The organism is Streptomyces sp. NPDC096311 (genome assembly GCF_044763085.1).
Lineage (GTDB): Bacteria > Actinomycetota > Actinomycetes > Streptomycetales > Streptomycetaceae > Streptomyces.
This window is the reverse complement of the sequence record NZ_JBIWFN010000019.1, coordinates 41,981-64,716: the sequence shown is the minus strand read 5'-3', so window position 1 is coordinate 64,716 and position 22,736 is coordinate 41,981. Positions and strand designations below refer to the sequence as shown.

Here is a 22,736-nt window from a genome sequence, read left to right as displayed (position 1 = left end):
AGATCGCTACGCGGTGGTGTGGCGCCTGGCCTCGGCAGTGATGATCTTCAGCGCCTCGGTGATGCGGTCGTGGTGGGTGCGGTGGGAGACCACGCAGACGCGCAGGGTGTAGCGGCCGTCGACCACCGTGCTGGAGAGCACGATGCGTTGGTGGCCGTTGATCCGCTCCAGCAGACGGCGGCTTGCTTCGTCCGCCGGCTCGGCGGCGGCCCGGCTGCCGTCGGCGGGACGGAAGCGGAATATCACGGTGGAGAGGTCCGGGCGCTGCGGGACCTCCAGTTCCGCGACGCCGGACAGTGTGTCGTGGACGTGTTCGGCCAGGTCGAGCTTCTCGTCCAGAGCCTCGCGGAAGGCGTCCACCCCGTGCAGGTGCAGGGGAAGCCAGGCCCGCAGACCGCGGATCTCGTGGGTCAGCTCGGGCCCGAGGTGACCGGAGTCCGGGACGCTCCCCGCCGCCCCCATGTCCTGGAGGTAGCTGCCGGTGCCGTTGTGCGCGGCGTGCAGGGCGGCGATGTCGCGGACGACCAGGGCGCCGGTGCCGAACGGCATGAACAGGGTCTTGTGCGGGTCCAGGGTGACCGAGTCGGCCTTCTCGATACCGGCGAGGCGCTCTGAGCCGCGTGCGGTGAGCCGGAAGAAGCCTCCGTAGGCCGCGTCGATGTGGAACCACACGTCCTCGCGGCGGGCCAGGTCGGCCAGCTGGGGCAGTGGGTCGACGGTGCCGGTGTCGGTGGTGCCGGCGGTGGCCACCAGCAGGAACGGCCGCAGCCCGGCGTCCCGGTCGGCGCGGATCATCGCGGCGGCGGCATGGGGGTCCATCCGCAGGTCCGGGGTGTGCGGCACGGTCCGTATGTGCGCGGCGCGGATCCCGGCGAGGCGGGCGGCCTTGGCGACGGAGTGGTGGGCGAAGGCGGTGGTGTAGACGGTGCCGCCGGTCAGATCCTCGCCGAGCCTGTGGTGGCGGGCAGCGACCGTCGCGGAGAAGGTGGCCATCGAGCCGCCGCTGGTCAGCAGCCCGCCGCTGCCCTCCGGTAGCCCGCACACATCGCGGGCCATCCAGCGGATCACACTCTCCTCCAGCGCGGCGAGGGCCGGGGCCACCGAGGCCAGGCCGCCGTAGCGGTTGACGGCACGGTTGTAGAACTCGGCGAGCGCGGCCGAGTACAGACCGCTGCCCGGGATGTACGCCAGGTGGCCCGGCCCGGCCGTCTCCAGAGCGCAGTCGGCGGCCTCGTCCAGGCGCGCGAGCAGAGCCTTCAGGGCACCGCCCCGGGCGGGCGGCGGCGCCAGGAAGGACTCCACGAGGTCGGCCTCGGCCCGCGGCGACAGGGGACTGGTCGCGGGGCGGGCCGCGAGGTTCTCGGTGCGATCGACGACGCGGTCCAGGACGAGACGGCCCATTTCGGTCATCGTGGCGTGGTCGGGTTCCAGGGGGAAGGGGTGCATGAGGCAGTCCGATGGCGGTGAGAGGGAGTACGGAGGCGGCAGCCGACCGGCTTGGCGGCCGCAGCGCGTGACCAGAATGCGCCGCCGAGCGCAGCATGCGATGGCGTAGTGAGTGCCGGTACGGCGCCGCAGCGCACGATTGTTCGCCGATACTGCCGGTACGCTGCATTTCATGCCACGCCCCCTGTACGACCGCATCGACCGGGCGATCCTGGACCACCTCCAGCGCCACGGACGCACCCCCAACGTCGACCTCGCCGAGGCCGTACGCCTGTCACCCTCGTCCTGCCTGCGCCGCACCAAAGCACTGGAGGAGGACGGAGTCCTGGCCGGCTACCGCGCCGACCTGGACCGCGAGCGCCTCGGCCTCGGGCTGACGGTGTTCCTCTCCCTCAAGGTCGAGCACTCCCGCACCACCTCCCAAGAGGTCGAAGAGGCGCTGAAGGCGATCGACCACGTGGTCGCCTGCCATGTGGTCTCCGGCGACGCCGACTTCTTCGTCGAGCTCGCCGTGCCGGACCTGCGCACCTTCGAAAAGGTGCTCACCGACCAGATCCTGGCCATCGGTCCCGTTCGCGACGCCCGCAGCACCTTCTGCATCCGCACCGTCATCGACCGCGGCCCGCTACCCCTCAACTCCTGGCCCGCCCCACGTATCTGACCGGACGACACGGCTTCACCTGCGCAGACGTGGGCCCGGGGATAGGCAAGGCCGAGGCCGGCATTGCGCCGGGGGTGATCGTTCGTGGGTCAGTGGGAGGCGTCGAACGCGTCTTGGATTTCCCTGGGGACGCGACCGCGGTCGTTCACCTCATAGCCGTTCTCGCGAGCCCACGCACGAACCTCTCCCGCACTGGGACCGTCCGCGGCGACCTCGCGTCCCCGACCCGCCCCCTTCGCGGTGCTCCCCAGGCTGTCCAGGTTGCCGACGGCTGGCATCTGTGGCGGAACCTCGCCGAGGCTGTGGAGAAGACCGTCGGCTCGCACCACACCTGCATCCGCTCCGCGTTCGCAACGAGTCGAGCCCGTGAGCCGGAGACGGCAAGCGGCACGATGCCGCACTTCGGCCCTCCGGACAGCTCGCGCGACTGCCTCGGCCGCCCGCGGCGTCTGGTGGCCCGCACCGAGGAACGCTACGCGGCGGTGCAGGAGCGACTGGCCGAGGGCAAGTCCCTGACGGCGATCGGCCGGGAACTGCGGCTTGACCACTCCACCGTCCGCCGCTTCGCCCGTGCCGCCAGCATCGACGAACTGCTGGTCAAGGCCGTTAACCGTCAGTCCATCCTCGACAAGTACAAGCCTTGCCTGCACCAAAGGTGGAACGAGGGTTGTCACGACATTCCCCGGCTCCACCGCGAAGTCCGGGAACTCGGCTTCCCTGGAGACGTCCAGACCGTCCGCCGCTACCTCCGTTCATCGAAGGAGAGCGGGCTTCCCGGGGTACCGAGGCCTGCGGCCCGGCCCCGCCGGGTGGTTCGCTGGATCATGACCGCCCTGGACCGTCTGACCATCGGCGACGCGCAGGAACTCAAGGAGATCCGAACCGCCTGCCCACACCTGGATGCCGCGGCCAGACACGTTCGCGACTTCGCCGCCATGCTTCACGACCGACGCGGCGACCTGCTGCCCGGTTGGATGGACTGCGTCCTCACCGATGACCTGCCGGCTCTGCACTCCCTGGTCGCCGGCCTTCGCCGGGACCAGGACGCAGTCGTGGCCGGCCTGTCCAGCTCCTGGAGCTCGGGCCAGGTCGAGGGGCAGGTCACGCGCATCAAGCTGATCAAGCGGAAGGGCTACGGCCGAGCCAACCTCGACCTGCTCCGCAAACGGATACTCGTCATGACCTGATCTGACCGGCCCCGGAGCACGGGATTTTCAGGAGAACCGGTCGCCCGAACGCGCTGAAGCTGACCTTCTTAACGTTCGAAGTCTCTCGCGGCGTCGTCCCAGCAGAGGCTGCGGAGACCGTGATCGGCGTCCTCGCCTGACGGGATGTCGGGAGTCGCCTGGAACCACACGACGGTCAGTGCAGAGTGGTGCAGCACCGACTCTCGTTCCGGATCGATCGGCTGAGAGGTGAACGACCCAACGCACGTCACTGCAGGCAACAGTTCGACCGGGCCGAAACCACCGGCAGGGAGGTCTGGCAGCTCCCGGACCGGCGCGACCAGGTGCACAGGAATTGAGGGACGATCCTTCTCGACGCTCCTGAGCAGGCGCTCCAGCTTGAGGTCGTTCCAGCGCCGGAACGGGTATCCCTCCAACATCCCGCCATACGTCGAGGACAGTCGCACGTCCGAGAGTTCGATCGAGCGGCCTGAAGTGAGAACTATGTGCGCCAGTGCCACAGTCCCCAACCTACTGGCACAACAGGACCCGACTGCTGGCCCCGGCTCCGAAGCCGTGACAGTTACTCCAAGACTCCGACATCAGCATCGCCGCGTGGATCACAAGATCTTCGCCAGAGCCGAATTACGTGACGCTGATCATGTAGATCGTGGGGAAAAGCGTGACCGCTGACATCAGTGTCCATGGGTGTCCACCTGTGTCCCACGGCGTCTCACTCCGGCCGCACGGAGTCGACCGGATTTCGCCCCCGTACGCAGGGCAGGCCGTGGCTTTTGTGGGTGATCCGCCGACAGGGGCACATGGCCGGCACCTGGACGGATCCAGCACGGCTGCGGCTGGCCCGTCAGCCACGCGCAGGCCGGCCGCCAGGTAGAGATCGGAACCGGACCACAGCCGCCGCCCGACCAGGACCATCCACAAAGGCCAGTCATCGCTCGTCACCCAGCGCGCCAGACGCACTGTGAGCGGAGTGAAAACAAGAGCCAGCAGTCCGCCGCACCGCACACTGTCAGGACAGCCAACCGCGTCCGCTTCCACCACATGCGACGTTTCTACTGGACGCAGTCCCAGGCGCGCACAACGCCTGGGCACTGGAAGCCCGGCCGCCGAGGCGGCCCGCACCGCGGACGAAGACCTGAGAAGAACCACGCTTTGGTTGGATGGACCAGAACCTGAACGGCAGTGCCGCCGACGCGAACGCCAGCAGGACGAACGCCGCCGCAGCACCTTCGGCCAGCGCGCACCGCGCAGCGCTTCTCAACGCAGCACAGTCTGCCGACCACGGCCACGGTGAGGGAGGCCTGGCTCACCGTCCTTGGCCACCTGCACCGCACCGCCGACGGAACGCGAGGCAAGAACCAGAGCACCGCACAGTCCTTCGCGACGCACTTGCCCTGGCGTCGTCCCTTGAACCTGTCATCTCCCCACCCGGCCTGCGAAGCGATGGCAGAACCGGGACATCACCGCTGATCCCCAGACGCCGGTGCGGTACAGCGTCTTCGAAACATCAGCCCAGCCCGGGCCTCGGTCTGCGCCGTCTCCGGGGCCGCGGGCCGCCTGGCACGCCGGCCGACGTGCTGTGGACCGGCCTGCACAGCACCTTCTTCACCTCGGCTCCGCTTCGCGCCCGGCATTGAGCTCCCCTGTCGGTTGCTGCAGCTCGTTGAGCTCTTCGGCGGTGAGGTCGTCGACCCACGCGGCCAGGCGCCGGTACTCCGCATCCTCCTCGTCGACCAAATGCCGCTCGTACCAGTCCAGTTCCCCGTCGTCCTCGTCGGCGAGCCAGGGGCGGGCGGCTGCATCCCGCAACCGCCGGTCCTCCGCCTCCTCGACGGCGTCGCACGGGTACGCCGGCAGCGGCCGTGGCCCGGCCAGGATCCGCCGACGAGCGGCGACCAACGCGTCGGCGGTCTCCTCGCCTGCGCTGCACGCGGCCGCGAAGGCAGTCAGCAACTGCTCACTGGGCAGCCGCCGCCCGGTCAGGGCCAGATGAAGCGTGCTGCGCCTCAGCAGGCCCTCGGCCTGAGGCGCGGTCACAAGCCGGCGCAGGCTCGGACTGCCCGCCGCCTCCCGCACCCGTCGCATGGCCCGGACCAGTCCGGCCCCGGTGGTGATCCGGCCCGGCACCTGGGGAAAGCGGGGCCGGTTTGGCTGTGCCCGCACGGCTGCCGCAGCCGCCGCCCACACCTGCCGGGCCGTGTCCTCATCGCTGCCCGCGCCGCGGGCGAACGCCACGACGGTGCGCTCGGTGGGCAGTCGGCCGTCCAGAGCCCGGCGCAGGGTGCACGCGGAGACAGCCATGCCCCGCTTGCCCGCCCGGCGGGCGAGGCTGTCGAAGGTCAGCTTCCCCTTGGCGGCCCGCAGCCAGCCGTGCAGGACGGCCAGCTCCACCGGCCCGGCCTGCGCGCGGCTCATCCGCGGCTGCCGGTGGCGAGCGCGGCGAGCATCCGGCCCGTGCGGCCAGGGAGCAGCATCAGACAGGCCGCTGCGGCAAGGGCGGTCAGGACGGCGGGGATCGGGCGCTCGAGGACGGCCAGGGCAGTTACCGCGGCGATGGCGGTGATGACGACGGCGGCCTCGCCGCCGCCGAGATGACCGGACGCGGGCGGGACCGGCGCGGCCTGCCGGGCGTCGGCGGGCTCGGCGGACGGGACGGTGGACATGACGACGCCTCCAGGCGGGTGTGGTCGGATACGGGCCGGTGGGGCGGGAGTTCGCCCGGCGCGATGCCTCAAGAGTGGCAGCGCCCGGCGCGCTCACGCGAGCCGGGCAGCAGCGGAGCCGCAACCGACGTCATTCGCATGCTCCACGTGAAAGAACAGGTCACAGCCCACAAGCGAGCAGGAAGTGTCCACGGTCGTGCGCCTCCTTCCCGGAGGTGAGGAGCCCGGCACCGCAGCACAGCCGGAGCGTGGCCGCAGCGCCCTTGACCGGGCATCGCGTTCCAGAACAGGGCTGTTGGCGATCCTCGCTGCCCGGCGGCATCACCGGCCATGGCGGATCGGGCAGGCCGGGTGTGGACCGCTGATCGGTGGTCCAGGCGGAGACCAGACGCTGGACGGGGTACGCCGGGGGGAGAGGTGTCTCACCGACGCAGTGCGGGGCGAGCAAGGTTGACGGCGGCAGCGGGATCCAGCGTTTGCTTCTGCCCCGACTGCCTCTGATATGAGGCTGCTTATCGGGAAAACCGCACGTAGCTACTGTCTCAGTGGTTACTGTCTGTGCTCATGCGGTTTCTGCACACTTCGGACTGGCACCTGGGCCGCCGGTTCCACACAGAAGACCTGATCCCCGCCCAGGAAGCCTTCCTCGACCACCTGGTCGACACCGCCCGAAACGAGGGCGTCGACGCGATCCTCGTCGCAGGCGACATCTACGACCGGGCCATCCCCAGCCTGGACGCCGTGCGCCTGTTCAATCGCGCCCTGCACCAGCTCGCCGACCTCGACGTGCCGATCATCATGATCAGCGGAAACCACGACTCGGCGCACCGCCTTGGCGTCGGATCCGGCCTCCTCGCCCGTGCCGGGATCCACTTGAGGACCGACCCCGGCACCTGCGACGTTCCCATCCTCCTCAAAGACGCCGACGGCCCCGTCGCCGTGTACGGCATCCCCTACCTCGAGCCGTCGATGGTTCGCGACCGCCTGGAAGCCGAAGCCGTCTCCCACCGCGCCGTGCTGACCGCGGCTCTGGACCGCATCCACGCCGACCTCACCAACAACCAGCAGGCCGGCACCCGGTCCGTGGTCCTCGCGCACGCCTTCGTCACCCCCGGCACCGGGCAGCCCGAGGAACGCGAGAAGAGCACGGAGGCCGACAGCGAACGTGAAATCGCCGTGGGCGGTGTCGCCCACGTGGGCGCCGACGTCTTCCACGGGATCGACTACGTGGCCCTGGGCCACCTCCACGGCCCCCAGCGCGTCACCGACCGCATCCACTACAGCGGCTCCCCGCTGGCCTACTCCTTCTCCGAAGCCCGCCACACCAAGTCGATCACCCTGGTCGACCTCACCCCCAACGCCGTTCCCGCCCTCACCCACCGGCTCTGCCCCGTGCCGCTGCGCCTGGAGTGCGTGACCGGCTTCATGGAAGACCTCCTGACCAACCCCGCCCACGAGCCGCTGGAGGACGCCTGGCTGGAGGTCACCCTCACCGACACCGCCCTGCCCTTCGAGGCCATGGCCCGCCTGCGCCGCCGCTTCCCCCACACCGCCAGCCTCAAGCACCGGCCCGCCCTGATCCCTGCCCAGGCCACGAACACCCCCACCTACAGCGAACGTATCCGCGGCCGCGGCGACCTCGACATCGCCAGCGATTTCATCAGCAGCATGCGCGGCACCGACCCCACCCCGGACGAACACGACCTGCTCCAGCAGGCCGTCGAAGCATCCCGCCTGAACGAGCAGCAGAGGGAAACCGTCTGACATGCGCCTGCACACCCTGCGCCTGCAGGCCTTTGGACCCTTCGCCGGCACCCACACCATCGACTTCGACGCCCTGTCCGCCGACGGCCTGTTCCTCCTGCACGGCGACACCGGAGCCGGCAAGAGCACCATCTTCGCTGCCATCTGCTTTGCCCTCTACGGCAAACCACCAGGCGACCGCGACCTGCTGCTGCGCAGCCACCACGCTCCCGCCGGCCTCCTGACCGAAGTCACCCTCGAAGTCACCCTCGCAGGACGCCGCCTGCTCATCGACCGGATCCCCGCCCAGATGCGCCCCAAGCGATCCGGTGAAGGCGAGACCTCCCAGAAGGCAGAAACCCGTCTCAGCGAATGGGCCGTCGACGCCGATGGCCAGGGCCACTGGGAACCTTCCAGCAAGTCCCACCAGGAAGCCGCCGTCGAGGTCACCGACCTGCTGGGCATGAGCCGGGACCAGTTCTGCCAGGTCGTCCTGCTGCCGCAGAACGAATTCACCAAGTTCCTCCACGCCGACGCCCACGGCCGACGAGAACTCCTCGGCAAACTCTTCCGCACCGGCCGCTTCTCCTTCATCGAGCGCTGGCTGAACGACCACAGCCGCACCACTGAGAAGAACCGCGACGCCGCCCGCGCCGACGTGCTGCGCCTGGCCGAACGCATCCACCAGGCCGCCGGACCCGATCTGACAACCCAGTACACGGCACCCACCCCCGACGACCCGCACACTCTGACCGAACCCGCCCGCGCCTGGGCCCAGGATCTCCTCAGCGTCAGCCACACCGACCACACCAAAACAGTCCAAGCAGCCACAACGGCCAAGGAGAACCTGACAGGACAGCAGACCACCGAAGCCGCAGCCCGCGAACTCCACCAGCAGCAAGCCACCTACACCAACGCTCGGCAGCAGTTCGACCTGCTCCAGGAACAGACACCGCACCAGGACGCACTCGTCCAGCGCCGCGACCAGGCCCGCCGTGCCCAACAGGCGGCACCGCTGCTGCACGCTGCGGACACCGCCGCAGACGACCGCACCCGTGCCCAGAAGGCCGAGCGCGCTGCCCGCGAGCACCTGCTGCCCGGACACAAGGACCTGGACGTCGGCCAGCTGGAAATTGCTGAGCAGCGTCTTCGCGCCGAAGCTGCCGTCCTGACCACCCTCATCCCCGAAGAAGACACCGTCCGCCGGCTGACCACCGAGCTGGAGCGCACCGACGCCGAAAGGCAGGACTTTGCCACCCAGCAACGCACCGCCCAGGACTGGCTCGAAGCAGAGTCCTCACGGCGCCGCACCCTCGAAACCCGGCGAGAAGCCGCCCGTCAGGCCGAAGAAGAAAGCCGCCGCCACCAGACCACCCTGGACAGCCTGAAGACCCGCCTCGAAGCCGCAAGCCGCCGCGACACCCACCTCGCCAAGATCGCCGAAGCCGAACAGCAGCTGGCCGATGCAGAAACAGCCACCGATAAGACCGGCCACACGTACCTCATCGTCCGCCGCCGACGCACCGAAGGCATGGCCGCCGAACTCGCCTCCACCCTCACCGACGGCACCCCCTGCCCGGTCTGCGGATCCTGCACCCACCCGGCGCCCGCCGCTCCCCAGGACGGGCAGCCCACACGCCAGGACGAACAGGACGCCGAAGCCCTCCACGAGCAGGCCAAGGCCACACAGAAAGCCGCCGCAGCCGTGCTCCACGGGCTCCGCGAACAGGCTGCCACCGCCACCGGTGAAGCCGGCGACACCCCACTGACCGACCTCCAAACCCAGCACGCCGCGCTCACCACGGAGTTGACCGACGCCTTGGACCGCGCTGCCGACCAGGGCACCGTCCAAGAAGAACTCCTCACGCTCGACGGCGAGCACACAGTCCAGACCCAGCAGCACAGCACCGCCACGGCCGGCCTGTCCGCCCGCAACGCCCACTACGACACCCTCACCCAGCAGCTCACCGAATTGACCGCCAAGCTCACCGCAGCCCGCGGTACCCATCCCACCGTCGCCGCCCACGCCGACAACCTCACCCGCACCGCCGACCGCCTCAAAGACACCGCCGACGCCTCCCGCAGCCTCGCCGCCGCCGTCCAGACCCTCACGCACCGCACCGACCAGGCCACCCTCGCCGCCAAGGACCAGGGCTTCGACACCCTGGCACTCGCCCAGCAGGCCCTGCTCAAAGACGAAGACCTGCGCGCCATCGAAGAAGAGATCACTCAGTGGCGCGAGGCCTGCGCCGCGCACACCGCAGTCCTGGAGAACCCGGCACTGCAGCAAGCCGCCGCGCAGCCTTCCGCCGACCTCGACGCCGCCACGGCTGCACGGGCCGCCGCAGATGACCAGCACGCCGAGGCGGCCGCCGCCGCCAGTGCCGCCCACACCCGCAGCCAGGCACTCACCGCCCTAGCCGCCGACCTCGACGCCGCCACCCAGCGCCTGCACCCGCTCGAGCAGGCTCACCACACCGCCCGCCACCTGGCCGAACTCGTCACCGGCAACTCACCCAGCGCCCGCGTGCGCATGCAGCTGGAGGCCTACGTCCTGGCCGCCCGCCTCGAAGAAGTCGTCACCGCCGCCAACACCCGCCTGTACATCATGTCCGAAGGCCGCTACACCCTCTCCCACTCCGACCACCAAGCCGCCCGCGGCGCCCGCTCCGGCCTCGGCCTGGAGATCACCGACTCCTGGACCGGCCGCCCCCGCAAGACCGACACCCTCTCCGGCGGCGAATCCTTCTTCGCCTCCCTGTCCCTCGCCCTCGGCTTGGCCGACGTCGTCACCCACGAAGCCGGCGGCAACCCCCTGGACACCCTCTTCATCGACGAAGGCTTCGGCACCCTCGACGAAGACACCCTCCACAAGGTCCTCGACGTCCTCGACTCCCTGCGCGCCCACGACCGCACCGTCGGCGTCATCAGCCACGTCCCCGAACTCAAGCGCCGTATCACCCACCGCCTCCACGTCCGTAAGAGCCCTGTCGGGTCCAGCCTCGCCCACCTCACCGAGGCCTCCGACTGACCCACCCCTCCACACCACCTGCTGCCCCAGGTGCCTCTACGGGGAGATCCGCTGCGGCAAGGCCGAGGACCCGTGGGGCGAATCTCCGGCCTGCCGCAGCGGTACCGGAGATGCCTGCTCCGGCTGCCGGCCTCGCGGCGATGGACGTGTGAGTGATGCTGCGGGGGCCCGGCGTACCGACGGCGCAGCCGCAGCCTGCGTCGTTCCTGTTTGGCGTCCGCCTGAATGGCGGTGGAGGAGAACGCTGTTGTGTGCTGTGGACGCTGGGGCCGTCCGTCGATCGCGCTCAGGCGGGCGAGCGCGGTCACATACGACTGTGAGCCCCTTGAACAGGTGTATGTGTAGGGGGGTGTGCAGGTCACTGCCGGAGAACCGTTCATGTGAGTGCACCGAAATACGTTCGGCTCGGGCATGCTGCGCTGTGAAGCGGCGGGCACGGTGACATGTCACCGATGTCGGCGTCATCGGGGGAACAGGTATGAATCGACGTGCGCGTGGAAGCAGTTGGCGCAGGCTGTCCGTCAGCTCAGCTTGCTGCGGGGGAATCAGCGGCACCCGGGCGTGCCTGGCAGCCAGTCCGGTGGCGAGCTGCAGGCAGAGCGGATGAACGCCCGGTGCACTCAGCCGAGGGTAGGTGCGGCGGCTTGCACAGCGGCAGGTTTGCCGCCTTCGCCGCAGGCCCTGCCGGCTGCGGGAACACGGCTGCAAGAAGTCCGTGTCTTGGTCGCCGACTTCACGCCACCACTCCCGCCGCTGTAGCGATGACGGTCCATGCCTTGGTCGAATTGTGCTGTTGACCGCGCTGCCGCACTCGGCTGCAGCCGGCCCACGAAAGGATTCCTCCCATGATCCTCATCTATGCCTTCCGTGATGAACGCGGAGCCTGGCACGGCGATCCGGATGCCGTCATCCTCGAGACCGAACCCCGCAAAGGCACCCTGACCGTCCCGGCCGGCCCCGGGGAGGCGACCGGCGTGTTTGCCGGCCAGAGGCTGACGGTTCTCTACGCGGACTGTGAACTGGAGGCCAGCCACAATGCCTACCGGCTCGACGGGGGAGAGCGCTTACCGGCCTCCTGGCACGTCCACGAACTGCTGGCCCCCGCCTATCAGCCCGACAGCCCTGCAGCCAAGGCCCTGCCACCCGCCCGCACGCCCCGCGGTACTGCTGCACCCGGCGTCAAACTGGAAATCGGCGATGCACACCGCCGCTACTGCCTCAGCGCGGACCCCGTCGACGATGGCCGGGTGGAACTGACCGTCATCATCTGCTCGTCCGACGGGATCATCCACGGCGAACTCACCGGCGAGATCGACAGCGGTGACCTCGACAGTGTCGCTCGCCTCATCACCTCCGCGGCGAGCGCCTGCCTCGTTCCCGTCCTGCCCGCTGCACCGCCTTCTGTTCCGGCCGGAGTCAAAGCGGCCCACCCCGGTGCTCCCTGGACGCACGAGGCCGAGCTGTACCTGCGCGAGGGCCACCACGCAGGGAAGAGCCCTGCCCAGCTGGCTCAGGAGCTCGGACGCAGCGAGAACTCCATCCGCTGGAAGCTGTATGGCCTCAAACTAGTCCCCTACCCCTCGGACCTCGTGCCCGCCCAGAAGGCCGTGACGGCACCCGAGCAGCCCAAGGCCTACACGGTGGAGGAGAAACGACAGGCCCATCCGCGCGCCTACGAACGCTGGACACCGGAAGAAGACGCGCGGCTGAGCGAGCTCCACGCCTGCAATACGCCGGTGAGCGACATGGCACGGGAACTGGGCCGCAACGAAGGAGCCATCACCTCACGGCTCGAACGCATCATCTCCCCGTTCTGAAACCGGCACCGGCCCTCCGTCAGTGGCTGCCTTCGGTAGCCACTGACGGCTGCTCAGGGAATCGAACCGGCCACCGGCCGACAGGACCTCCGAGCCGAACGAGAAGTTGACTTCGAGAGATAGGTGGCCAGGGGCGCTCGGATCCGCCCTGGTCGGCCCTCCGTGACGATTCGTAGTCGGCCACTGTGTCGACCGATAGTCGGCCATCGGGGATCCGAGCTGCATGGCCGAGTCCGAATCGGGAGACCGACGTGCTTAGGCCCCGCGCTGCTGTGCGGCGCGGGGCCTAAGGGGCGCAGCGCAGTCCTCGCTCCGACTCAGGTCACTGGATTCCGGTGGCTCTGGTCACCATGCGTTGATGACCGGCGCGTCGGGTTCGTGCTGCCGCCAGGCCTCGTTGAGGCGCGCGAGCCGGTCCGCGGCGGCGATGCCGTGCAGGGACGCGACCTTGCCACCGCTGACTTCGAACGCCACGGCGCCCACGACCCGGTCGTCGACCACGGCGAGGACGGCCGGGGAGCCGTTGACCAGCGCGATATGCATCGCGGGCGAGCCGCCGGCCAGCCGCCGCTTCGCCGGCGTGGGCTTGAAGCCGGCCCGCACGTAGGAGGCGACCCGCTCGCGCGTCTTGTACCGCAACAGCCGCTTGCCCAGTCCGGCGCCGTCCGAGACCGCCGTCACGTCGGCGGTGAGCAGCGCCACCAGCCGTTCGGTGCGCCCCGACGTGGCGGCGGCGAGGAACTCCTCGACGACCCGGCGCGCGGACGCGGGGTCGGCCTCGCCGCCGGGGCGGCGCTCGGCGGCGACCCGGATCCGGGCCCGGTGGACATGCTGCTGGCTCGCGGACTCGGTGATGTCGAGGATCCCGGCGATCTCGGCGTGGCTGTACGAGAAGGCCTCACGCAGGACGTAGACGGCCCGCTCGACCGGCGAGAGGCGCTCCAAGAGGGTCAATACGGCCAAGGACACCGATTCGCGCTGCTCGAAGGTGTCGGCCGGGCCGAGCATCGGGTCGCCCTCGAGGAGCGGCTCGGGCAACCAGGCACCGGCCGCTCGCTCGTGACGCGCCTGCGCCGAGCGGAGCCGGTCGAGGCAGAGATTGGTGACGACCTTGGTCAGCCATGCTTCCGGCATCTCGACCCGTTCGCGGTCTGCGGCCTGCCAGCGCAGGAACGTGTCCTGCACGGCGTCCTCGGCGTCGGCGGCCGAGCCGAGCAGACGGTACGCGAGCGAGGCCAGCCGGCCCCGGCTGGCCTCGAACCGATCGATGGCTGCGCTGTCCATGCGGAACAGCCTATGCAGCCGCCCTTGCACCGGCCCGGTCAGGCGCGGTGGCCAGGCGGCGCTTGCGCTTCGGCATGCCGAAGGTCGGGTGGGCGATGCCCCACCCGGCCCCCTTGAGCACGCCCGACTTGAGCCGCGCGGCGGTCCGGCCGCCCAGGTACCAGGACTTCGACCGGACGTCTCCGTCCACCATCTGGAAGATCGCGTCCCGCCGCCCGAGGCTGATGTGGTTGCCGTAGTACTTCAGCCCGGTGGTCGGGACCCCGCTGCCCGTCAAGCGCGCGATGATCGCGGCGGTCGCCTGCATGTTGGTGAAGCCGGCCGAGGCGCAGGACATCGGCAGCGGCCGGCCGTTCTCGCCGATCGCGTAGGCGCAGTCACCGGCGACGTAGACGTCCGGGTGCGAGACCGAGCGCATGGTGCGGTCGACGACGATCTGGCCGGTCTCGGCAACCTCCAGGCCGCTGGCGGCCGCGAGAGGGTGCACGGCGAACCCGGCCGACCACACGGTCACGTCGGCCGGGATGGACGTACCGTCGGCGGCGATCGCCCGTGTCGGCTCGACGGCTTCGATGCCGGTGTGCTCGTGGACCGTGATGCGGAGCCGGTCGAAGGCCTGGCGCAGGTGACGGCGGGCCCTCGGGGAGAGCCAGGCGCCCAGCTCGCCGCGGGCCGCGAGCGCGACCGAGAGGTCGTGCCGGGACTCAGCGAACTCGGTGGCAGTCTCGATGCCGGTCAGCCCCTCACCGACGACCAGCACGGTGCCGCCCTCACCCAGTCCGGCCAGGCGCTCGCGCAGACGCAGCGCCGAGGACCGGCCGGTCACATCGAAGGCGTACTCGGCCACGCCAGGGACGCCATGGTGGGCTACGGAGCTGCCGAGCGCGTAGAGAAGCGTGTCGTACGCGAGCTCGCCGTCCTCGCCGGTCACGGCGACGGTCCTGCGCTCGGGGTCGACGCCGGTGACACGCGCCAGGCGCAGCCGCACCCCGGTGCCCTCGAATACATCGGCGAGCTTGCGGAACGCGAGGTCCTGGCCGATCGCGAGCTGGTGGAGCCGCATCCGCTCAACGAAGTCGGGCACGGCGTTGACGACGGTGATCTCGATGTCGGCGGGGGAGAGCCGGCGGGCCAGGTTCCCGGCGGCGAAGGCCCCGGCATATCCGGCGCCGAGTACGACGATGCGGTGCTTCATGGCGTTGCTCCTGTCTCGTTCGCGTGCCCTTCGAACGAGACGGCGCCCGGATTGCTGACAGGAGTCAGGTGTGACGCGGGTCACCGAACCAGGACGAGTGACTGAGCCTCCGCCAGACGCATGGGCCTGTCCTGGGCAGTCGAAACGGGGCGATGGCCAACTACGGATCGAGATGGCTGTCCCGTGCCATCGAACTTTGAGTGCGTGCCACCGAAATCTGAGCGACAGGTGTGACAGCACGGCGACGATGGTCTGTTTGAGTCAGTGGCTCCAGTAGTCGCGGCGGGGCAGTTCGCCCCACACATCGGGAGGCCCGACCACGGCACGCCTGTCGGCCAGACGCAGTCCTGCAAAGGCGCAGGCGTAGGCCACGGCGCTGTGCTGGTAGAGGTATGAAGCCAACACTTCCTCGGAGGTGTCGTTCTCGTGCGGTCCCCCGCCCCGGTGCAGGTCCCAGCCCTCGACAGTTCCATGACGGGCGATGCTGCCTTGGTTGCCACTCTTGGGATTGGCGTACAGGCCGTAGCAGACCGTGCCGGCAGACATCCGGGTCAGCACGCCCAGCATTTGCGGCGCGTACCCCCAGGGCTGTGTTAGGACGCAGCCGCCCGGCACGGACGTCACGCCGATGATCTGCAAGCTCTCGTCCCTGTCGTACTCGTACGGATCTTCCAGCAGCTCATCGATGACCTCGTCCTCCACCGGCGCCGCCTCCAGACGGCGCACCGCCTCGGCCGCGTCGATTCCGGCCACGCAGGCCAGCCCCGTACCGTCGTAGTCGAACGCGCCCAGCGCCGTGATGAGCCGATTGGCCTCCTCCGCTGCCGCATGCTCCGTGTCGGTCAGGCGTACCCATTCCGGTACCGGGAACAGGCCCGGCGTCGGTCCAGCCAGGCTCAGCCGCCCCGGTGACCAGCCGCCGATCGACAGCCGCCAAGGATCAGCCCCGGCAGCGGCGAGGGCTCGTGCGCTTTCCGACTTCCTGGACACGACGGCCTCCCAAAGCGCCGTCACCCCGTTCTCCAGCGCGTCCACATCCGCAACTCGACCAGCCAACTCCGCGACGACCTCCGAGGACCCGAACACCGCTGCGCGATGCAGCGGTCGGCCCCCGCTCCATTTCTCTGGATCGGCGCCTTCGCCGAGACGCCGGCGAATGTCGTCGACATCCGTCCAGTCCCAGCCCATGCCAGCCCAGCTGTCACTCACTGCTGCCACCGACCCCCCTCCAACACGTCGCATGCTTTCGCGCTACACGCTCGCACACGGGTCCGACACCAGGGACCGACCAGCGCGATCAAACTTCGATGACACGAACGCACGTCCACTCAAAGTTCGATGGCACATGGTCAAGGTTCGGTGGCACCGGACAATGGCCGACTATCGGTCGGCGTCACAAGAAGGCGCGCGCCACACTCTGAAGGGTTAAGACCAAGGCTAAATCAGAAGTTAAATCCTGCTAGGGTCGTGGGTATGCCGACCGAGGAAGAGCTGTTCGCGGCCGTCGACCAACTGTTGCAAGGTGAGGCGCAGTTGCCGTCACCCGCGGAGCGCGCCCGGCTACGTGAGGCGGCCGGCGTGACGCAGGCCCGCCTCGCCCAGGCGCTGAAGTCGACAACACAGACGGTCAAGAACTGGGAGGCCGGACGAAGCGAGCCTCGCCCGCCCCGTCTCCAGGCATACCTGCGACTGCTGGAAGGCTGGGCTGCGCAGCACCCTCCCTCCACGGTAGGCGAGCCGAGCCCGGCCAGTATCACCGCGGCCGCGGCCCCACAGACGTCCATCTCGGCAGCTCCGTCCCCTGCGGACCGTACGGCAGCCGAAAGCCCCACCGCGTCCTATCCAGCCCTGAACCAGGCCCCAGCGGCAACCACCCCAACAGCAACCGCAGCCAGGAACACGCCCCGCACATCGACCTTTCGGCGTCCGGCGACGACGAGGGCCGCCGGGCCCGCCGCTGATCCGCGGTTTCCGAACGGGCCGCTGGCCGTACTGGACGGCGACGGTACGGCCTACTGCCTGGGCGGCGTGCTGCTGGAATGCCCGGCGACGACGGTTCCGCAGCTGGTCGACTGGGTGCTGGAGGAGGCCGGGATCGGCGCGCCACGGCTGAACAAGAACGGCAAGGACTCCGATCCGCTGATCGTGCTGACCGAGGCGGCCGCCCTACGGTTCGGGCTGCCCGCACGGCTGGAGGGCCCGGAGGCCCGCCGCAGCCTGCGGCTGCCGCAGGACCACCCGGTCGTCAAGCAGATCACGAAGGCGAAGTGGCAGCTCACCCAGCGCGGCTTCGGCCCGTGGGCCCGCATCTACCGCCCCGCCAAGGGCAACCAGCGCCAATGCGTACAACTGGCGATCCTGTCCTGGGACGCCCTCGACACCCGCGCCTGGGGCGACGCGGCAGACCTGCATCCTGCGGACCTGGCCCGGGTGCTGGGCGTGTACGCGTCCCGGGTCATCACCCCGCGCGGCTCCACAGCCGTCTCCGGGCTGGAGCTGATGACCGCGACCCGGCCGCCCACCCGCGCGGTCAAGGACGACACGACGGGGGAGTGGATGCCCGGGCCGAACCCAGGTGCGCTCACCGAGCCCGTCGACCCGGCGCCGCCAGAAGCCCCGCTCGAACATCCCGTCGCCCAGGGCTGGGACGGTGGCTTCCTGGACGAAGAGGCCTACCAGTGGGTGCGCGACCCCGAGCTACTCACCGGCGACGAATGCACGCTGCGCTACGCGGTGGGCCTCGACATCAATACCGCGTTCCTCGCGGCCGCCGCCCGACTGACCGTCGGTTTGAGCGAGCCGGTCCACATCACCTCCCCGGCCTTCGACAAGAAGATCCCCGGCAGCTGGCTGGTGGACCTCTCCCACATCGAGCTGGACCCACGCCTGCCCTCGCCGTTCACCCCCTCCGGGCAGCGCCCGGAGGGGCCGGCCTGGTACGCCACCCCAACCGTGGCGTATGCCGCCGAACTCGGCTACGAGGTACGGCCGATCGAGGCATACCTGCGCCGTGAGACCGGTGCATACCTGGACCCCTGGCACGACCGTCTCAAAGACGCGTACGTGACGACGACCGCCGACATGGGCATCCCCGTCGACAAAGACACCGACGCGACCGCGTTCCTCACCGCGATGGCCCTGCACAAGGCCTACCGCGCCGCCAACGACGACAACCTCGAAGCGCTGCGCACCGTACTGCGCGAACTCGCCGCGGACCACACCGACTTCCTGCATCTGGCCGACCAGAGTGACGAAAACCTGGAGGCGGCCATCCGCCGGCACCGGCAGGGCGCGATGGTGCTCTCGGCCATCAAGTCGACTATCAAGGGTGGTATCGGCAAGCTCCGCGAGCGCCCACAGGGACGCCACTACACCGACGGTGAGCGCTGGCCCGCGCTGGAGCGCCCGACCTGGCGCCCGGATGTCCGGGCCGCGGTCATCGCCAAGGCGCGGGTGAACATGCACCGCAAGATGGCCAAACTCACGGCCCTGACGGGCCGTTACCCTCTCGGAGTGCTGTCCGACTGCGTCGTCTACGCCAGCGAGGGGGCCTCGCCGCTGGACTTCCTCCCACACACCAAAGACGGCAAGCCGGTGCTCGGCACGTTCCGCCTCGGTGCCACCCCGGGCCTGGCCAAGGTGGAGGGCGTCCAGGAGATGGCGTGGGCGGTCGACCTGATGGAGCAGGGCTACAACCCCGCCCGCCACATTAAGGGCGGCGACGCCGTCATGGACGAAGGGGAGTAGAGCCGTGGTGCGACGGATGCGAACGAGCAACGCCGGTGCCGACGACACCCTGGTCAACGACGCCATCGAACGCGCCAGCCAGGAAACCTTCACCCGCGAGCCTCCCAAGACCCTCCAGGCGCGCATCAAATTCCTGATGAGGAAGCTGAAGACGACCAAAGCGGTCGCCCAGGAGATCGGCGTCACCGCGGACTCCGTGAACCGCTACCGCCGAGGCGCCCGCAAGAATCCGCCCGACGAGATCGCCGCCAGGATCGACCTGGCGGTCCGCGCCCGCTGGCAGCCCCAGGTCCGTAAGCGGAACCGTAAGAAGGCCGCCACCACGACAGGGATCACTGTGGAGACCCGAGCCCGGTTCGGCTACACCGCACCCATCGGCACGACCGACGACGGACGTCAGCGCCGCATCACCGTCCACCTCCCCGCCGACTACGCCCGGCGGCTCTTCGACGCCCAACAGGGCATCGGCGACCAAACACCCAATGAAGTCATCGCCGAAGGACTTCAGGAAACGTATTTCAAAGACCACGGAAGGCGCGCCGACAACCTCGAAGTCGAGTTCACGGACATCGACTACATCGACTTCTCGTTCTAAACAGCTTCGTCCACGCCCTGCCCATCGATGTCCGTTGAGCCGAAGCACGACAGTCGACACAGAAGCAGGCTTGTTGATACCCGATAGGCCACCGTAGTGAGCAGGGCCGCGCATTCGGGCCGGTGCCCGGGGCGGCGGTCGGCCCGGGCACTCAGGTCCGGATATCTACTCCATTGAGCCCAGGACCACATCGCCTGCGACGGAACACGGGCCAAGGCTTGCAGGTTCCGCTGAACGTGGGTGGCTTCGACAACGTGAGCTGGTTCCGCTCGGCGGCGGGTTTCGGCCCCACTTAGCGATCTTTCGGACCTGATCTGGGAGTGGAAGTTGGCCCCACCCAGACCGCGCGGCATGCTGATCCGACATGCCGGGCCCGACACGGGGCATGGCAACAGGGTGGGAGGATCGCGTTGATCGTCTGGGTGAACGGTGCGTTCGGCAGCGGGAAGACCACCCTGGTGGATGAGTTGCGTCCGCGCTGGCCCGAGGTGCTGGTCTATGACCCGGAGATGGTCGGCTATGTGTTGCGGGAGATCGTGGAGGTGCCGACCGGCGACTTCCAGGACCTTCGGCTGTGGCGACGCCAGGTCGCCGACCTGGCGGTGGGACTGGTCGAGGAGCATCGCCGCCCGGTCCTGGTCCCCATGACCTTGGTCAACTCTGGCTATGTCGGTGAGATCTTCGGCGCGTTGAAGGACGCGGGAATCGACGTCCACCACTTCTTCCTCAAGGTCTCCGGAGAGGTTCTGGAGCAGAGGATCGACGGCCGCAGTTTCACCCCGGACAGCCCTGAGCAGGACGAGAAAGTTCGGCGCTGGTGCAAGGACAGGATCGCGCCGTGCATGGCCGCGGCCGACACCTTGCCCAGCGACACGGTGTTCCTGGACGGCGAGCTCACTCCGCAGGAGCTGGCCGACCAGGTGCTGGCCCGGGTCCGAGCCGGAGGAACGTCCGGGGACTGAGCGCGGCCGTGGCCGCTGCAGAGCAATGATCTGGACCCGCGGGCGAGGACCGCCCGGCTCGGCGAGCGCCCGCATCCGGTCCCCTTGGACCCGGCGTCATGGACAGTGCTGGAACGCTGTCTGGCTCACCGTGAATCTCAGCGGACCGACAATCCCCACATGATGGTCACCCGCCAAACGAAGTCCGGCCGGGGGGCGGCGTCCACTGCCTATGCCAGCCACGTTCTGGATGCCTGCGGCTTCCCGCCCCGCATGATCCGATGCACTCGGCTGCTCGACCTGGTCAACACTATGGATCCCAAACTCGTCGCCGCCGCCTTCGGTATGGACCCCGAAGCCACCATGATCTACCTCGCCGATCGCATCGATCCAGGCCGTCTGCCCGGCCCGGAATCACGGTGACGGCGGGTGACCTCTGACCTACTGTTCAGCCGGTGAGTATCTGTCCGCTCTCGCCGCCGATCTCCGCCACTTCTGCCACGAGAATTGCAGCGATCATGGCTGACCTGCCGACGAATGAGCGTCTCTATATCTGGGGGCGGAACTTGTTCCAGCAACAGCAAGAACCCGTCGTTTGGGCAGGCAGCGTTCTTGCTGCTACGGCCCGGAAGATGGGGCGGTCACCAGAGATCGACGAGGCCCTGATCCTGGCAGAACGTGAAGACCAGTGGCCGCGGGGCCGCGAAGTCTTCGACCGAATCCGGCGACGGAGCCTGAGCAGAGAAGACCCGCTGGCTGAGGAACACGCTCTGTACTTTGCACTCGCGGAACTGGTGGCCAAGCTCGCGCATAACGCAGCGGGACAGCAACCGCCTTTCGATCACGATTCGGGTTGGCGCGTCGGTCCGACTGCCTATCGCCTCGCCGCGACGACGGACGATCCGGAGCTTCACGAGCGTCTGGCGCAGGCCCTGGGCGGATGGCCACAGGACGTCTGACTACGAGAGCTCCCGCTGTGCCTCGTCGAACCTGCCGCAGTTCGGCAGCACCTTGCACGGGTTCGCCGGAACATGTGCGCTTTGCTGAAACTCTCGTTCGAGGCGATGGCGACGCTGTTCTTCTCCTCGCGCTCCGTCAGAACCTGGAACAGCAACTCAGCGCCCCTGCGGTCCAGCTCCATATCGCCCAGCTCATCAATGCAGAGAAGATCGACACGGCCGTAGCGGGCGATGGTCTTGGTCAACTGCCGTTCGTCGGCGGTCTCGACGAGTTCGTTGACGAGTTTGGCCAGCACGTAGCGGACCCTGAAGCCCGACATGGCGGCCTCGGCGCCCAGCGCGATCAGCAGGTGCGACTTGCCGGTGCCGGAGTCACCGATCAGGCAGAGCGGCTCGCCCTTCTTGATCCACTCGCGGGAGGCCAGGGTGTGGATGGTGGCCGGGTCAATGTTCGAGTCGGCCTCGAAGTCGATGAGGGGGAGTTCGCCCTCATGGTCGATCCGCGCGGAGCGGGTGGTCAGCCGGGGGTGAATACGGTCCCGGCCCAGGGCCTGCGCGGAGCCGTACCGGTCTGTGACCTGCACAGTCGCCGCGTCCGGCTCACCCCAGGTGTCCGGCTTGGCGAAGCGGAACTCCTTGCCGTGCTTCGGGGGTCGTCCGCCCTGCGGCAGCGAGATCCACGGGGCAGGGACGGGCTTGCGCATCACCCGGTCCGAGCGCATCCGGCCGAGCACGTCGACCGGGAGGCCGCCGAGGAGGTAGGCCGTGCGCGGGGCGTCATAGCCGGCATCGAAGACGATCAGGATGTCGGCGTCACCGTCTTCCCACTGGCCGCCATCGATCAGGTCGGTGATGACGCGGCGGACCTGGGCGGCGGTGACCTCGGCGACATCGTCGTCGGGGCCGAGGCGGACCGCGTCCAGCAGCTGGCACCAGGACGTGCGGCCCGTCTCCAGGGCGGCGACGAACGAGTAGGGCCAGCCGGGGATGACCTGGTCGCTGGAGCGTCCGTTGCGCCCGTAGACGTGGCAGAACAAGCGGTCTGGGCTGGTCGGCGCGTCTGGGCACAACCAGTTGCTCACGTCGACTGCGAGGACGAGCCGGTTGTCGGCGACCTTCGGCTGGGGCAGCACGGCCAGCGCGCGGCGAAGCCCGTCCACGTCGATACGGCCGCGGTTCAAGGCGTCGTATAACGCGCCGTGCCCACGGCGGTGTTCAGCCAGCAGCGTCAGGTCGACCGGCGAGGTCACCGGCCCGTTCTCGCAGAGCATCGCGTCCGTGAGCTCGAACAGCGTGTCACCGCGCCGGGTCAGGCACGCGTAGAAATCCTCCCGGAAGTGTGACGCGAAGTCGAACGCGTCTCGCTGGGCATCGTGATGCAGCAGACTCATTCCCCCACGGTCTTCGTACTGGTCAGGTGCATCTTTGGTCGGAGCACAGGATCAGTCGAAGGCCGTGTTCACGTCC

The 22,736-nt window shown here is 69.0% G+C and carries 19 protein-coding genes; 10 read left to right on the top strand and 9 right to left on the bottom strand.

The annotated features are described in order from the left end of the window. Positions 1-6 precede the first annotated feature (6 nt). Positions 7-1,446, bottom strand: a complete 1,440-nt coding sequence (locus ACIRA5_RS38430; protein ID WP_403698985.1) for a pyridoxal phosphate-dependent decarboxylase family protein — start codon at positions 1,444-1,446, stop codon at positions 7-9. A gap of 172 nt (positions 1,447-1,618) precedes the next feature. Here ACIRA5_RS38430 and ACIRA5_RS38425 point away from each other — a divergent pair, with 172 nt between their 5' ends. Further along, positions 1,619-2,107 (top strand): Lrp/AsnC family transcriptional regulator, encoded by a 489-nt coding sequence (locus ACIRA5_RS38425; RefSeq protein ID WP_403698983.1) that lies wholly within the window; start codon positions 1,619-1,621, stop codon positions 2,105-2,107. A gap of 89 nt (positions 2,108-2,196) precedes the next feature. Here ACIRA5_RS38425 and ACIRA5_RS38420 read toward each other — a convergent pair whose 3' ends face one another. Next, the gene (locus tag ACIRA5_RS38420; RefSeq protein ID WP_403698982.1) at positions 2,197-2,385 is read right to left on the bottom strand and encodes a histone-like nucleoid-structuring protein Lsr2; all 189 of its coding nucleotides are present in this window, start codon (positions 2,383-2,385) and stop codon (positions 2,197-2,199) included. A gap of 114 nt (positions 2,386-2,499) precedes the next feature. Between ACIRA5_RS38420 and ACIRA5_RS38415 the strand changes: the two genes are divergently transcribed. Further along, on the top strand, positions 2,500-3,294 hold the full coding sequence (locus ACIRA5_RS38415) for a transposase (RefSeq protein ID WP_403699280.1): 795 nt from the start codon (positions 2,500-2,502) through the stop codon (positions 3,292-3,294). Between the two features lie 68 nt (positions 3,295-3,362). On the opposite strand, the gene ACIRA5_RS38410 is transcribed toward ACIRA5_RS38415, so the two are convergent. The 3 genes from ACIRA5_RS38410 to ACIRA5_RS38400 form a co-directional block, all read right to left on the bottom strand. After that, positions 3,363-3,794, bottom strand: coding sequence for a hypothetical protein (locus ACIRA5_RS38410; protein WP_403698980.1), 432 nt, complete (start codon positions 3,792-3,794; stop codon positions 3,363-3,365). Positions 3,795-4,899: 1,105 nt separating this feature from the next. After that, positions 4,900-5,709 (bottom strand): hypothetical protein, encoded by an 810-nt coding sequence (locus tag ACIRA5_RS38405; RefSeq protein ID WP_403698978.1) that lies wholly within the window; start codon positions 5,707-5,709, stop codon positions 4,900-4,902. Then, a complete protein-coding gene (locus tag ACIRA5_RS38400) occupies positions 5,706-5,957 on the bottom strand; it encodes a hypothetical protein (protein WP_403698976.1) in 252 nt (83 codons plus the stop codon). The genes ACIRA5_RS38405 and ACIRA5_RS38400 overlap by 4 nt, the downstream gene beginning before the upstream one ends. A gap of 564 nt (positions 5,958-6,521) precedes the next feature. Between ACIRA5_RS38400 and ACIRA5_RS38395 the strand changes: the two genes are divergently transcribed. The 3 genes from ACIRA5_RS38395 to ACIRA5_RS38385 all read left to right on the top strand — a co-directional run bounded on the left by ACIRA5_RS38395 (position 6,522) and on the right by ACIRA5_RS38385 (position 12,548). Beyond that, positions 6,522-7,721 (top strand): exonuclease SbcCD subunit D, encoded by a 1,200-nt coding sequence (locus tag ACIRA5_RS38395; protein WP_403698974.1) that lies wholly within the window; start codon positions 6,522-6,524, stop codon positions 7,719-7,721. 1 nt (position 7,722) lies between these two features. Beyond that, on the top strand, positions 7,723-10,731 hold the full coding sequence (locus ACIRA5_RS38390) for an AAA family ATPase (RefSeq protein ID WP_403698973.1): 3,009 nt from the start codon (positions 7,723-7,725) through the stop codon (positions 10,729-10,731). An 845-nt stretch (positions 10,732-11,576) separates the two neighbouring features. After that, entirely contained in the window at positions 11,577-12,548 is a 972-nt protein-coding gene (locus ACIRA5_RS38385) for a hypothetical protein (protein ID WP_403698971.1), read from the top strand. A gap of 345 nt (positions 12,549-12,893) precedes the next feature. Here ACIRA5_RS38385 and ACIRA5_RS38380 read toward each other — a convergent pair whose 3' ends face one another. The 3 genes from ACIRA5_RS38380 to ACIRA5_RS38370 form a co-directional block, all read right to left on the bottom strand. Continuing rightward, positions 12,894-13,832, bottom strand: coding sequence for a sigma-70 family RNA polymerase sigma factor (locus ACIRA5_RS38380; protein ID WP_403698969.1), 939 nt, complete (start codon positions 13,830-13,832; stop codon positions 12,894-12,896). Positions 13,833-13,842: 10 nt separating this feature from the next. Further along, positions 13,843-15,027: an NAD(P)/FAD-dependent oxidoreductase gene (locus ACIRA5_RS38375; protein ID WP_403698967.1), complete on the bottom strand. Its 1,185-nt coding sequence runs from the start codon at positions 15,025-15,027 to the stop codon at positions 13,843-13,845. A gap of 261 nt (positions 15,028-15,288) precedes the next feature. Further along, complete coding sequence (locus ACIRA5_RS38370; RefSeq protein ID WP_403698965.1) at positions 15,289-16,245, bottom strand: ankyrin repeat domain-containing protein; 957 nt, start codon at positions 16,243-16,245, stop codon at positions 15,289-15,291. A gap of 255 nt (positions 16,246-16,500) precedes the next feature. Here ACIRA5_RS38370 and tap point away from each other — a divergent pair, with 255 nt between their 5' ends. The 5 genes from tap to ACIRA5_RS38345 all read left to right on the top strand — a co-directional run bounded on the left by tap (position 16,501) and on the right by ACIRA5_RS38345 (position 21,269). Further along, positions 16,501-18,774: a telomere-associated protein Tap gene (gene tap / locus ACIRA5_RS38365; RefSeq protein ID WP_403698963.1), complete on the top strand. Its 2,274-nt coding sequence runs from the start codon at positions 16,501-16,503 to the stop codon at positions 18,772-18,774. A gap of 16 nt (positions 18,775-18,790) precedes the next feature. Continuing rightward, on the top strand, positions 18,791-19,369 hold the full coding sequence (gene tpg / locus ACIRA5_RS38360) for a telomere-protecting terminal protein Tpg (RefSeq protein WP_403698961.1): 579 nt from the start codon (positions 18,791-18,793) through the stop codon (positions 19,367-19,369). A gap of 410 nt (positions 19,370-19,779) precedes the next feature. Next, positions 19,780-20,331 carry an AAA family ATPase gene (locus tag ACIRA5_RS38355; protein WP_403698959.1) on the top strand — a complete coding sequence of 184 codons (552 nt, stop codon included), beginning with the start codon at positions 19,780-19,782 and terminating at the stop codon, positions 20,329-20,331. Between the two features lie 159 nt (positions 20,332-20,490). Then, positions 20,491-20,733 carry a hypothetical protein gene (locus ACIRA5_RS38350; protein ID WP_403698957.1) on the top strand — a complete coding sequence of 81 codons (243 nt, stop codon included), beginning with the start codon at positions 20,491-20,493 and terminating at the stop codon, positions 20,731-20,733. Between the two features lie 95 nt (positions 20,734-20,828). Then, a complete protein-coding gene (locus tag ACIRA5_RS38345) occupies positions 20,829-21,269 on the top strand; it encodes a hypothetical protein (RefSeq protein WP_403698955.1) in 441 nt (146 codons plus the stop codon). Here ACIRA5_RS38345 and ACIRA5_RS38340 read toward each other — a convergent pair. Next, entirely contained in the window at positions 21,221-22,660 is a 1,440-nt protein-coding gene (locus ACIRA5_RS38340; RefSeq protein WP_403698953.1) for a transposase, read from the bottom strand. The genes ACIRA5_RS38345 and ACIRA5_RS38340 overlap by 49 nt on opposite strands. Positions 22,661-22,736 lie beyond the last annotated feature (76 nt).

What these genes read in the sequence shown, in the direction of transcription:
- ACIRA5_RS38430 (WP_403698985.1), bottom strand. Translation starts at nt 1,446, where the DNA reads ATGCACCCCTTCCCCCTGGAACCCGACCACGCCACGATGACCGAAATG.
- ACIRA5_RS38425 (WP_403698983.1), top strand. Translation starts at nt 1,619, where the DNA reads ATGCCACGCCCCCTGTACGACCGCATCGACCGGGCGATCCTGGACCAC.
- ACIRA5_RS38420 (WP_403698982.1), bottom strand. Translation starts at nt 2,385, where the DNA reads ATGCCAGCCGTCGGCAACCTGGACAGCCTGGGGAGCACCGCGAAGGGG.
- ACIRA5_RS38415 (WP_403699280.1), top strand. Translation starts at nt 2,500, where the DNA reads ATGCCGCACTTCGGCCCTCCGGACAGCTCGCGCGACTGCCTCGGCCGC.
- ACIRA5_RS38405 (WP_403698978.1), bottom strand. Translation starts at nt 5,709, where the DNA reads ATGAGCCGCGCGCAGGCCGGGCCGGTGGAGCTGGCCGTCCTGCACGGC.
- ACIRA5_RS38400 (WP_403698976.1), bottom strand. Translation starts at nt 5,957, where the DNA reads ATGTCCACCGTCCCGTCCGCCGAGCCCGCCGACGCCCGGCAGGCCGCG.
- ACIRA5_RS38395 (WP_403698974.1), top strand. Translation starts at nt 6,522, where the DNA reads ATGCGGTTTCTGCACACTTCGGACTGGCACCTGGGCCGCCGGTTCCAC.
- ACIRA5_RS38390 (WP_403698973.1), top strand. Translation starts at nt 7,723, where the DNA reads ATGCGCCTGCACACCCTGCGCCTGCAGGCCTTTGGACCCTTCGCCGGC.
- ACIRA5_RS38385 (WP_403698971.1), top strand. Translation starts at nt 11,577, where the DNA reads ATGATCCTCATCTATGCCTTCCGTGATGAACGCGGAGCCTGGCACGGC.
- ACIRA5_RS38380 (WP_403698969.1), bottom strand. Translation starts at nt 13,832, where the DNA reads ATGGACAGCGCAGCCATCGATCGGTTCGAGGCCAGCCGGGGCCGGCTG.
- ACIRA5_RS38375 (WP_403698967.1), bottom strand. Translation starts at nt 15,027, where the DNA reads ATGAAGCACCGCATCGTCGTACTCGGCGCCGGATATGCCGGGGCCTTC.
- tap (WP_403698963.1), top strand. Translation starts at nt 16,501, where the DNA reads ATGCCGACCGAGGAAGAGCTGTTCGCGGCCGTCGACCAACTGTTGCAA.
- tpg (WP_403698961.1), top strand. Translation starts at nt 18,791, where the DNA reads ATGCGAACGAGCAACGCCGGTGCCGACGACACCCTGGTCAACGACGCC.
- ACIRA5_RS38350 (WP_403698957.1), top strand. Translation starts at nt 20,491, where the DNA reads ATGATGGTCACCCGCCAAACGAAGTCCGGCCGGGGGGCGGCGTCCACT.
- ACIRA5_RS38345 (WP_403698955.1), top strand. Translation starts at nt 20,829, where the DNA reads ATGGCTGACCTGCCGACGAATGAGCGTCTCTATATCTGGGGGCGGAAC.
- ACIRA5_RS38340 (WP_403698953.1), bottom strand. Translation starts at nt 22,660, where the DNA reads ATGAGTCTGCTGCATCACGATGCCCAGCGAGACGCGTTCGACTTCGCG.